Raw genomic sequence first — 11508 nt, 5'->3', positions numbered from 1 at the left:
GTGGACAATGCCGATTCGGGATTGGAAACCTGCTCTTAATCGATTTGCCATCCTCTTTGAGGATCGTCTCCATCTCTAGCTTCTAGACTTTACACATTTTTCTTGACAGTCTCTCGCGATTTCCATTCATAGCCACACTTGTTGCATTCCATCAATCCATACCACTTATTTGGATCATTCAATAATCTCGTTTCTTTTGCTATCGAAGATGCTATGCCAATACCAAAAGGAATTAAAAACCACCACATAAAATATGCTCCAAACTTCTAAAAATATAGTGAATAAACGGAAAAATTTAATTAAACAACTTTCTTGGCTCGTAAATTCTCGACTTGAATTGACCTAGCCTCACCGTAAACCATTTCTCTAGCCCAATGCTCACAGTTATAAAGCAGCTTATTCCATAGCTTATCTTTCGCATCTATAAACTTCTGCCTTGACTCGTGAATACGCGCCTCGATTTGGCTGTCAGAAATAGATTCAGGACGCTCTTTAAAAAGCCATTCAGCTTTGTAAGGAGTGAAATGAACATAACCAATTCCCACCTCAGCGATCCGCCCCTCTGGTCTGATAGTCTCACCCGTAAAGAAATGAGCGACAGTATAACCATGCGGAGTTGCTCTTACAATTCCATAATGGTTATACGCTCTATCCTCTTGATCTTTACTGGGATAAGTAACCAAATCATTCGGTCTAATGACATTGCCCTCCAAATCGCAAATATCAGGAACAGCACTCAAAAGGGAAACTAACTGACTAAGCCTAGCTAACTGAGCATCTGTAGCTTCTTGTAATCTTGTGTACCAAATAGGATCGCAATTTTCTAAGAAGGGCTTAACCTCCTTGTACTTTTCATGAACCCAAGTAACATGATTATTCAGCCATTTAACCGCATCCTTATGTTGATTGACATCATTTCTTAGAAAAGTCTGATCAAACTCGATTTGCAGTAAATCAGCGATCGCCTCGCAATTCACAATAACCTTACAATCTTTAGTGTGCCTAGCAATCTGACTGATCATCTTCTTGATAGTGTCACCATCATACAAACGGTCTTGAGTTTCAGCAAACAAGCGTAAGACTCTAGACGGATTTGGATTCATCAACTTTAGATTTCGCTTTTTTCTGCTCATTTTCTTGCCTTAGCTTTTGCTCAACGAGAGTCTGGAAAGAGTCGATAGCCGATATAGAAGAACTAACTGCCTCGCCCACTTCAGCCACTTTTTTAAAATTTGCCGCATTGTTCACCATAAAACACCCCTGTTTTAAAATTTGTGAAATCGATTAAATTCCATAGTACTAGATACTTTGAGTAAAATAAGCAACTTACCAAAAATAATAAATTAAACTGATTTTTAGACAAATATATTTGTCTAAATTTAATTATTTAGTTAGGCGATCGCCCAAATATTATTACTTCCCAATGAGACGTTCATACTCAGCGTGCGTACCAATTCAAAACCAAGAAATTGCCTTCTCAACCTCAATTTCCACTGCCCGATATTCCTTACTAATTCTTACTGACCAATACTTCCCAACTCTCTTTAAGTGCAAAGACGGATGCGATGGATTCGTTTTCAATAACTCATAACTTTGATCAGCAATCTCCTGAATAGTCTCAGGTAAAGCCTTGTAATATCCCCAAAATCGTCTGGTTGTGAAGTGCATTAGATTTGCTTGCAAAATCCATTTTCAAAATCCTCAATTGCTTCGTGTGCTAGAAAATCTAACTTCCCCGACTCAATATCACTCTCTAACTCCTCATCCCAACGCTGATAATCTAAATCCAACAGCCAATCAATAACTTTGCGAAATTCGCTAGGAGGAAGTTCTAATATAGCCGACTCAATTTGTTGAATAGTCATCGTTTTAGATTTCTATAGAAAATAATCGTTTGCGCTGGTTAATTTTAGCGATCATCAATCAATTGTAGCATCACAACATTTTAGCTAATAATGGTAAAGCGATCGCTACATTTATCCGTCCTTATGGCTTATGCCTGACAACATCGACTACCTCCAAGGCATTATCGAACGCCTCACCTTTCACTCCGAAGAGACAGGCTATACCGTAGCGCGGCTAAAAGTCCCCAAGGCTCAAGACCTAATCACCGTAGTCGGTAACTTTGCCAATATCCAAGCAGGACAGACTCTTGCCCTAGAAGGCACATGGCGATCGCATCCCAAGTTTGGCGACCAGTTCCAAGTCACTCAATACCGTGAAACTAAACCCGCAACAATTACAGGAATTGAGAAATATCTTGGCAGTGGTCTGATTAAAGGCGTGGGACCAGTCACTGCTAAACGCATCGTCACTCATTTTGGCTTAGATACCCTTGACATCATTGAAAATGAGATTGACCGTCTGATTGAAGTTCCTGGCATTGCCAAGAAACGGGTGAAGATGATTAAAACTGCTTGGGAGACACAAAAAGCGATTAAGGAGGTCATGGTATTTCTGCAAGGACATGGAGTATCCACCACCTATGCGGTCAAGATTTTCAAGCATTATGGTAATGATTCCATTCAGACCGTTTCCGAAAATCCTTATCAACTGGCGACAGATATCTATGGTATTGGTTTCTTTACGGCTGACCAAATCGCTCGGAATATTGGTATTGAAGTTAGTTCTGAGTTTCGCAGCATTGCGGGAATCTTTCACTGTTTAGGGGAAGCTGCCGAAGATGGTCATTGCTATTTACCGCGACCAGAACTAGAAGAAAAAGCGATTAAACTGCTTGCCCTCGAAGACTATCAGCCAGATCCTGAAACTATCTCTAAAATTGTTCTCCATCTCTCCATCAACGATCGCTTGGTGATGCAGGGATTAGAAGGCGAGTTCATCTGCTATAAACCTACTTACTTCCACACGGAACAAAATCTTGCTGAACGGGTTTATCAACTATTGCAACACAAACACAATCCAGATTCTGAACGGGTTAAGGCTTGGATCGATCGCTACACTACCCAAAGAAATATCCAACTCTCGCCCAAACAACGCGAAGCTGTAGAGATGGCGGCAACTTCATCGGTGTTAATTCTCACAGGTGGACCGGGGACAGGTAAAACTACCACTACCCGCACGATTGTTGCTCTTTGGAAAGCAATGGGTAAGGAGATTGCTCTGGCTTCGCCTACGGGTCGGGCGGCTCAACGATTACAGGAAGTCACGGGCTGTGAGGCGAAGACAATTCACCGTTTTCTAGAGTTTGATCCAAAATCAATGGGCTTTAAACGCAATCAGGAATATCCTCTGACCGCTCAAGCGATCGGTATTGATGAAGCATCGATGCTGGATTTGTTTCTTGCCTTTTCTCTAGTGAAGGCGATTCCATTAGGCTCTCAACTACTTCTTGTCGGCGATACCGATCAGCTTCCCAGTGTCGGCGCTGGCAATGTTCTCAAAGATTTAATTGATTCTCAGCAAGTCCCAGTGATTACGCTCACTGAGGTATTTCGTCAGGCTCAGGCAAGTCAAATTATCCAGAATGCTCACCGTATCAACACGGGTAAGTTTCCAAATATGGAAAAGGTTTCTAATCAGCCCCAATCTGATTGCCTATGGCTGGAAATGCCCAATGCTGAAGCGGGTCAACAAGGTATTTGCGACATCATTACCGACTTGTTACCCACTCTGGGCTTTGACCCTCAGCAGGATATGCAGGTTCTCTGTCCCATGACTAGAGGTGATGTCGGTACGCGCAATCTCAATGTTGTCTTGCAACAACTTCTCAATCCTCCTGATGCGATGAAGCCCGAAATTAAGTATGGGAATACAATCTTCCGCTTAGGCGATCGCATTATGCAGCAGGTGAATGACTATAACCGTGAGGTCTTTAATGGTGATATTGGTACGATTACAGGTGTCGATTTGGAGGAACGGGAAGTCACGGTGTTATTTGGCGATCGGCAAGTAACCTATGATTATGCCGATCTCAATGAGATTTCTCTCGCTAGAGCAACGACGATCCATAAGGCGCAGGGCAGCGAGTATCCTGTGGTGATCATGCCTCTGTTTATGCAGCATTTTCTGATGCTTTCTCGTAATCTTTTCTACACTGGACTGACTCGTGCGCGAAAGCTTGCAATTATTGTCGGTGAGTCGAAAGCGATCGGGCTGGCGGTTAAACAAGTTAGCGATCGGCATAGATATACTTATCTGGCGAAACGGTTAGCAAAGTTTGCCGATCCTCAATCTTAAGTTATGACTCTAGGGAGCTTTTCAGACTTGTTGAATCACAAAACTTTGTGCTAACCGTTTTACACTATTGGTAAACCTAGCTAGAACTGATTTTATGTTATCCAATAGTTCGACTATGCTATCTACGCAAGCTACGATCTCGAATGGAGCTTTACGAAGAGTACATCACATTGCTTTGAATGTGCGGGATATGCAAGTCTCTTGTGATTTTTATGGCAGCATTCTGGGACTGCATCAACTCATTGGTGAAGAGGTTCCCAGTACTCTAATCGATTTAGTAGCAGCAGGTAAAGTAGCGAATTTTAGAACTCCCGATGGCACAGTTCTCGATTTGTTTTGGGAACCAGAACTTACTCCGCCCGATCTCGATCCGCAGCGACAATTTACACGAGCTAATCATCTAGCCTTTGATATTGCTCCTGAATTGTTTGAGCAAGCGGTGTCAGTATTGCGATCTCATCAAGTCCAAATTGAGGGTGAGCCTGTTACTCGTCCCACTGGCAGAGGCGTTTATTTTTATGACCCCGATGGATTTCTGATTGAAATACGCTGCGATCCTAGGTGAGTTTTGTGTCAATAAATTTTTGCCAAGTCTCGTTGGGTTGCCAGATTTTATGTAAATCCGCGATCGCTTGTACAGGATCGCAATTGAGATGCAAGCGACGATAGAGATAGACAAAGGCAGAAACGCGCATATTCTTAGCACAATGGACAAAGATTTTTTGCTGTTGACGTTGTTCCATTGCTTGCAGAAACTTATCTAAATCCGTCATTGTCGGACTTTCCCAATTCACAGGAATGGCAATATATTCCATGCCCAACGCTTGAACTAGTTGTGCTTCATTGGCGATCGCCCCGTCAGAAGTCGGTAAAGCCAGATTGATCACTGTCTCATAACCAGCATCAGCAATTGCTCGGAACTGCTTGACGGTTGGCTGTCCTGCCGTGGCTAGTTTTTCTGAGATTTGCAGAAAGTTAAGGATTTCTGATAGGCGATCGCTATTTTGGCTCATAAACAACTTAGTTCCCATTTCTGTCTTGGCTGAGAAAAATAGATATAGAACCAAAAATATGATTCCTCCCAAAAGTTGTAGCCAACCATAATTCATGACATTTGCGGTCAATGCTCTTTTGCTAACGATTGACAGTCTAACAGTTTCTCAGATTTGCTTATTTTAAACCTAAATCAGCAACGCCTAGTTTTCTGGGTATGGCAAGTGCGATCGCTATTTTGTAACGTGTATTAAAACCGTCTCATGGTAGCTCATACAGTTTTGGCTTGTGAGTCAATATTTTGTTGCTGTGCTTGAGATCGATGCTGCCAAGCCTGCTCAAATTGTTGGATATCAAATTCGCTTAAATTGGCAAACCCAATTTCCTGCCCCTTAACCTGCAAGATGATCTGGTGATCGCCTCGTAATCTCTCAACTGTCAGAGTATCTCCGCTTCGTTGGATACCGTAAGAGTTTTTACCCATTTCTCCAAAACTATCAGCCCCTAGCTCATTGAGGAGTTGATGACAGATCGCTGCGACCATCTGAGCGTGGTCATTTCTATTCTGCTCTGAGTTAATCGGGATGTCCGCTTTAACAATATTTTTAGATTGCGTTAGTTGGGGTGCTTTAAGCGATCGCTGTTTTTCTAACTCAACCACAAGCTCATTTAACAAACTATCTGATAAACCCTGTTCGGCTTGACGAAGAGATTCTATAGGCTGAATTACCGCCTTTCGATCGGCACTTTGCATCTCCAAAATAATCGAGCGATCGCGCGCTGGATCGTAACTAACCTGTAAATACTTCTGAAGTCCTCCCCAGCTATACTCTTTGCCTAGCTCATTCCCTTGGATGCTGTTATTTCCCAAACTGTAGGAAATACCTTTAATCTTTTTGGTGCGGGTGTATTTAACATGAGCATCTACTCCTGAATGTTTCAACTGCTCTATTAACTGGGGCATGGTCATTCCTACTTTTACTTGCTCTCTAATAACCTGCGATATGTGAGATGCCATAGTAGCAACGCTAGGATGTATCACCTGTTCGGGGGTGCTGGAGATCCGCTTTAAGATACGCGGCAAGGAATAGGCTTTGCCCACACTGGAGCCAGCTATACTCACCTCATCAAATTTGTAAGCAATCCCTTTCGGTTTTCCTTTGCGATCTCGGTCAACCCTAACTGCAATCCCTGCCAGATTTAGCTTTTCAATAAAATCTGGCAATGACTCAGTATTTACCAGAGCTGCATCGATCTTGTCTGCAAGTTGACGCTTTACAGTAACTTTGCCCGTTTCTAATTCCTTATCTATCTGACTTTTGGTTTGCTCTTGGCGATCGCTCTCCCAACTAGATGGTACAGCCGCTAGTCCAAAGTCCTGCTCCAATTTGCGGATTATATCTTGGCTGCGCGTCCAATCCCAACTGTCAGAAACTACTGAGCCGTCCATCCGCACCCGACTGGTCACGAGATGTATGTGTTCGTGATTTTCTCTGTCAGTATGCTTTACAGCCACATACTGATTATTGGTAAATCCCATTTCTTTGAGATATTGGGCGATCGCTGTCTGCCAAGCATCATTGTTAAGATGCTCTTCAGGACTAAGGCTGAGAATTACATGGCAAACTTTGTAACTTAATTTAGGGCGCAATTGCCAAGATAAAGAAAATTCATTCGCCAAACTATATGGATCTTTGCCATCCATATTCATACCTATGACTGCCGCACCAGTTTTTCCCATGACATAGGATAAGCAGCCTTGAAAGCTCTTTCCCTTAATAATTTTACCGATCATCCTCTTCTCCTAATTTGGGCTTTATCCCTGTACTCTCCGTAATCAGAGTTCTTAGTTCAGATATTGAACCAATTGATTGATCAATACGACGCGATATCTCATTGAGTTCCTCCAGTTGTAGTTGCATTGGGCTACCCATCATTAGACTCAAGTTGGCATCATGGGCTAGTTGGTTGATATTTGTACCGATTTTATTCAATTCATACTTGACTTCCCCCAACAGGTGATAAAGATCCCAATCTACGTTTACAACTTGTACCTTAGATGTCGGCAGATCGTATTTAAACGTTGCACATCTCACAATTTCACTTGCTTTAACATTCAGTTGACTTGCTTTTTCATCTAGGATTACTTTCTCCTCTTCAGTCATTCGCACAGTAAATCTAACGGATAAAGTCATTGCTGTTATTCCTAAAGTTTTCCCTGCTTAATTGTTGTCAAAAATATTTGCAAATCATAAAAATCCTGATAAGCCGTAGCTATCAGTTATTTTTGCAATTCCTATTCTCCTCCACACACTTAGATTTTAAAGTGCCAATTTTATATCTAGTTTATTTTTTCTAAATTTCTTTGCATTTTGTCATTTGGCTTGGGGGATTCCAAAGGGGGTACTCCCCTTTGGCAAGCGTAATGTTGCCGTCGAACAAAAATCAAGCGATAGCGCGATTTCTTGTCCGACGAGCAACATAGCTTGCGAGCTGTTTTAGACATACCTCAAAGCACGGAAAATCGTTGCAGATCCGCATCGATCCGCACAACTTTGGGACAACTTCAGGTACGATTTTGGGATAAATTTGGGACAATACTAGGTATAATTTTGGGACATAAATTATATGCATTTTTCACTCAATTGGTATAAATTTGTCTCGCAAAATATAATACCTAAGGCATAGAAATTACTGGCCGAGTATAAAAACAATTTAAGACAAGGATTTATTGAATACGTTCTTGGTAAGTGATATTCTTAGGCTTTGGATATTGACAGGAATTATACGACTGTTAACAAATTGTAAAAATCTCATCGAGCAAAATAACCCAATATTCTTTAGCAATGGGTATGATTGAAAAAAGTAATAAATTAGGAGGTTCTAAATCCAATATAGAAATTAATCTGGGTCAAAGATTTCCATGTTAGGGGATTTTTTGACAACAGTTTAGGAATTTATATCCACTAAACAACAGCTAAAAAAATGACTAGAGATCCCTCACGTTTATCGTTAGCGGACATAGATACGGATAAATTGGTATCTTTATCAGAGCAATGGGTCAATGAACCTCAGAAGACAAAAAGCCTCAAAACCAAACTCGATATCATCCGAACCTTGGAAAGTGGGATTAGAGCTTTAATCGCTCTGGGATATACCTATGAAGAAGTCAGCGACAAACTGACAAGTGAACTACACATTGATATCTCTGGTGAGACAGTACGAAAGTATTTACAGAAGATCGATGTGGAAAATAAAAAGGCGGCAGCGAAAGCCAAACGCGATGCTACTAAAGCCGCAAAAGCCTTGGGCGCTCCTGCGCTGTCAATTTTGCCGTCAGAACCCGCCAAGTTTTCGGATGATTATCCTAGTTCACCGCCTATTAATCAGAATGTTATTGGCTTAACCAAAGACATTCAACCTACAACTACCAGAATAAATTCGGACTTAAAACAGACTAATCAGGCTGAGTCTAGGAATCCTAAAAGCATCGTCCCCAAGTCTGTCCCTGTAGACGATGACGACGATGATGATGACTACTTAGCACAACAGAAAATCTTGAAACACTACAATCGTTATTAGGAGGCAAATTTATGGCAATTATTAACCTGATCGATGGTGAAAAAGGTGGCGTGGGCAAAAGCTGGGTTGCTCGAACTATGCTCCAATACCTCAAGGATCGCGCCATCCCATTGGCTGGCATTGAAGCGGATCGTAGCAATCCCACTGTCCTCAATATTTACAAAGACAGCAAGGCTGCTTTTTTCTCCGAAAACGAGAAAATGGCTGATGTCCCTGATTCTATTTTTGACTATGCGCTCAAGAAAACTGTCGTGGTCAATTTACCCGCTCAAGCTCATCGTGCTGTATCTCAATGGATTAACACCAAAGGTTTACTAGACTTGGGCAAAGAGCATGGTGTGTCTTTCATCAAGTGGTTTGTCAGTGATGGTGAAAGTGACTCAATCGAGTTATTCATTGAGTCTCTTGAACATTACCAAGGCTACATCAACCATGTGTTTATCAAAAACTGGGGTCGCTGCGATGAATGGGGCTATTTCCACGAGCATGAAGCAATCCAGAAGGCGATCGCCGAATATGGTGTAGCCGTGATTGATTTTCCAAAGTTGGGAGATGGTAGGCGCATTGAAATCAATGCTAAACGCCTAACTTTTGATGAGGCTTCTAACTACTCCGAATTTGGCATCATTGGTAGGAATCAAATCAAAACCTTTCTGAGAGATGCATACAAAGCCTTTGAGTCCACGAATCTCTTGCCTCAAAACGTCCAGAAAAAAGAATCCAAATCCTAGTATGAATAGCAATCCTCAACCCAAAACCTATCTGGATATTGCCATCCATGACTACGATCCGACTGTCAAAGCCAAAATTTACGAGATTGTAGCTAAGTCTGGCATCCCTCAAAACGATCCTTACATTGCGATTTTTCTATCCAATGCCCAAGTTGCGGCTACAGTGGCTACTGCGCCCAACCTGCTCCAAAATTCCTTAGCCAAGGGCTTTGATGTTGGTATTCAAAAGTTTCGTGACTTTCTGGCAACTCTGCGCGAGACTGCGGTTAAGGAACAGGAGGTTGCGATTAGTCAAGCGATCGCTAATATCATCAAAAACAAACAGCATCATGAGTCCCAAGGTTATTGGCGAGCAATTAGCTTACCCTTCATTGGTTTCTGTGCGGGGATGTTGATGATTGGCTTAGCAGCGGGTCTGGTTTCGGGCTTGGCGATCGCTAAAGTAGTGTCTCCTCAAGCTAATCTAAATCCCCAAACGGCAAAGGACTTAGACTGGTTAGCTAGTGATGATGGCAAACTTGCTAAGAATCTCGTGGACTGGAATCGAGATATTTTGAAGACCTGTTTGCAAGACCAGCAAAACCTCAAGGATGCTTTGATTATTCTCAACGGTAAGTACGTTACTAAAGGGTTGTGCGCTCTTTGGGTTTTGCCTGAAAACCAGAGGGTCTATGAAGATCGGCGTTGATTTTGATTGCTCCTAGTCCTTGAGCTAAAAAACACCCCAGCCAACAGATTGGTTGATTTATTTTTTAGTAGAGGTAACATTTACAACAGCAGTCAATTGTGATGCAGATTACTTAACTTTTGTATTTAAAATTAGTATGTCTAATGCTTGTTCCGTTGCTTCTATATTTTCGACTGGGATGACTGCTTCCAAGCTATTTTTCTTCGGTTTTTTCTCCCTCGGCTTCGGCTTATTGCGATCGCTGTTCTCAATCCTGCCACGCTTTCTAATCTCATACCCATGCTTAATTAACATGCCTCGGATCGTGGAATCACTCAGACCGAAGACTGCTCCTACTTCCTCTAGACTCATGGGTTTGCTATATAGCTCCCAATATTTCTGGGTGATCGCTTGTTCTTCTTTGAGCGCCGCAGCTTTCTCCCTTTGTGCTATCGAGGAAATATCGATCCCTGCTTGGACAATTACCCGTTCTATGGTTTTACCTGACAGACCATAGATCTTGCCCACTTCCTCAAAGTTTATGCCTCCTTCATTCACCAGTTGCCAATATTCTTGGGCGCGACCATAGTTCTTGAGTCGCTTAAGTTTTTGCTGATCTTCGCGTCTCTGCCTGATCCGCATCAAGATCTGACGGCGCTCTTTTTGTTTTGGAGTCAGCTTGGGTGTGGGTAATCCGGCGATACCTCCTAGCTTATGTTTTAGTTTAAAGGTCGGACGATTTTTTGAGTCTACAGTCTGCCTAATTGGATAGCCATTACGCTTTAGTTCCCTCACGATGATCGGATGGGATACTCCAAATAGTTCTGCGGTTTCTCTGAGGGTTAAGTGGTAATCGTTATAGGCTTTGTGGAACTGGGCTGCGCGATTGGCTGAGGTAACTAAATCAATTCCTCGGCGGATGGGGATGCCGTGCTTTTCGAGGACTTGGTTAAGGGTTTTCGCTCCAATATTGAGCTTTTGGACTACAGCCGTTCTTGTCAATCCTGATTGGTAAAGGGCGATCGCCTGCTCTTCTTTAGACATCCTTGTATGGTTCATCCGTGCATTTTTGGGTCTAAATTCACTAAACCCCGACGCAACCATAGCGTTATATACCGTCGAAATCGCTACCTGAAAATGCTGGGCTATCTCTCGAATCGCATAGTGTTTTTCTTTGTAGAGCTGAATATACTCGGATACATCGGGCATAGCTCTAGGAGTTTTCGCCTTTGCTGTCTTTGCTTTTGGGCTTTTCTTCTTGTCTACTCTTTGCTTTTTCATAAACTGATTCTCAATATTCAAGTGCATTTTTTGTTGCCTGACGATATCTACTAG

13 protein-coding genes are annotated in these 11508 nt (G+C 42.3%); 5 read left to right on the top strand and 8 right to left on the bottom strand.

Translation table 11 applies throughout. The annotated features are described in order from the left end of the window. Positions 1–299: 299 nt before the first annotated feature. From H6F42_RS21350 to H6F42_RS21335, 4 genes are all read right to left on the bottom strand, one after another. Positions 300–1103 (bottom strand): hypothetical protein, encoded by an 804-nt coding sequence (locus H6F42_RS21350; protein WP_190401397.1) that lies wholly within the window; start codon positions 1101–1103, stop codon positions 300–302. Continuing rightward, on the bottom strand, positions 1084–1251 hold the full coding sequence (locus H6F42_RS21345; protein ID WP_190401396.1) for a hypothetical protein: 168 nt from the start codon (positions 1249–1251) through the stop codon (positions 1084–1086). Before H6F42_RS21345 ends, H6F42_RS21350 begins: the two co-directional genes overlap by 20 nt. Before the next feature lie 204 nt (positions 1252–1455). Then, the gene (locus tag H6F42_RS21340; RefSeq protein ID WP_190401395.1) at positions 1456–1668 is read right to left on the bottom strand and encodes a hypothetical protein; all 213 of its coding nucleotides are present in this window, start codon (positions 1666–1668) and stop codon (positions 1456–1458) included. Further along, the gene (locus tag H6F42_RS21335; RefSeq protein ID WP_190401394.1) at positions 1668–1865 is read right to left on the bottom strand and encodes a hypothetical protein; all 198 of its coding nucleotides are present in this window, start codon (positions 1863–1865) and stop codon (positions 1668–1670) included. The genes H6F42_RS21340 and H6F42_RS21335 overlap by 1 nt, the downstream gene beginning before the upstream one ends. Positions 1866–1995: 130 nt before the next feature. On the opposite strand from H6F42_RS21335, the gene H6F42_RS21330 reads away from it, so the two are divergent. Together H6F42_RS21330 and H6F42_RS21325 are read left to right on the top strand one after the other, a co-directional pair. Next, positions 1996–4200, top strand: coding sequence for an ATP-dependent RecD-like DNA helicase (locus H6F42_RS21330; RefSeq protein ID WP_190401393.1), 2205 nt, complete (start codon positions 1996–1998; stop codon positions 4198–4200). A 115-nt stretch (positions 4201–4315) separates the two neighbouring features. After that, on the top strand, positions 4316–4765 hold the full coding sequence (locus H6F42_RS21325; RefSeq protein ID WP_190401392.1) for a VOC family protein: 450 nt from the start codon (positions 4316–4318) through the stop codon (positions 4763–4765). On the opposite strand, the gene H6F42_RS21320 is transcribed toward H6F42_RS21325, so the two are convergent. The 3 genes from H6F42_RS21320 to mobC all read right to left on the bottom strand — a co-directional run bounded on the left by H6F42_RS21320 (position 4758) and on the right by mobC (position 7388). Continuing rightward, the gene (locus tag H6F42_RS21320) at positions 4758–5324 is read right to left on the bottom strand and encodes a protein tyrosine phosphatase family protein (protein WP_242018558.1); all 567 of its coding nucleotides are present in this window, start codon (positions 5322–5324) and stop codon (positions 4758–4760) included. The two genes, H6F42_RS21325 and H6F42_RS21320, sit on opposite strands and share 8 nt — an antisense overlap. 140 nt (positions 5325–5464) lie before the next feature. Next, on the bottom strand, positions 5465–6988 hold the full coding sequence (locus H6F42_RS21315) for a relaxase/mobilization nuclease domain-containing protein (RefSeq protein ID WP_190401391.1): 1524 nt from the start codon (positions 6986–6988) through the stop codon (positions 5465–5467). Further along, the gene (mobC, locus tag H6F42_RS21310) at positions 6978–7388 is read right to left on the bottom strand and encodes a plasmid mobilization relaxosome protein MobC (RefSeq protein WP_190401390.1); all 411 of its coding nucleotides are present in this window, start codon (positions 7386–7388) and stop codon (positions 6978–6980) included. Before mobC ends, H6F42_RS21315 begins: the two co-directional genes overlap by 11 nt. A 790-nt stretch (positions 7389–8178) precedes the next feature. Here mobC and H6F42_RS21305 point away from each other — a divergent pair. From H6F42_RS21305 to H6F42_RS21295, 3 genes are read left to right on the top strand one after another with little or no spacing between them, the layout of a single operon-like run. Then, positions 8179–8775, top strand: a complete 597-nt coding sequence (locus H6F42_RS21305) for a hypothetical protein (RefSeq protein ID WP_190401389.1) — start codon at positions 8179–8181, stop codon at positions 8773–8775. An 11-nt stretch (positions 8776–8786) separates the two neighbouring features. Further along, a complete protein-coding gene (locus tag H6F42_RS21300; protein WP_190401388.1) occupies positions 8787–9506 on the top strand; it encodes a mobilization protein MobD-like protein in 720 nt (239 codons plus the stop codon). A gap of 1 nt (position 9507) precedes the next feature. Then, positions 9508–10194, top strand: coding sequence for a DUF6753 family protein (locus H6F42_RS21295; protein ID WP_190401387.1), 687 nt, complete (start codon positions 9508–9510; stop codon positions 10192–10194). 108 nt (positions 10195–10302) lie between these two features. Here H6F42_RS21295 and H6F42_RS21290 read toward each other — a convergent pair whose 3' ends face one another. Next, complete coding sequence (locus tag H6F42_RS21290) at positions 10303–11454, bottom strand: hypothetical protein (protein ID WP_190401386.1); 1152 nt, start codon at positions 11452–11454, stop codon at positions 10303–10305. Between the last annotated feature and the right edge of the window lie 54 nt (positions 11455–11508).

It is taken from the genome of Pseudanabaena sp. FACHB-1998 (genome assembly GCF_014696355.1).
GTDB lineage: Bacteria > Cyanobacteriota > Cyanobacteriia > Pseudanabaenales > Pseudanabaenaceae > Pseudanabaena.
The sequence above is the reverse complement of the archived record's forward strand: the minus strand, read 5'-3'. Positions and strand labels throughout refer to the sequence as shown.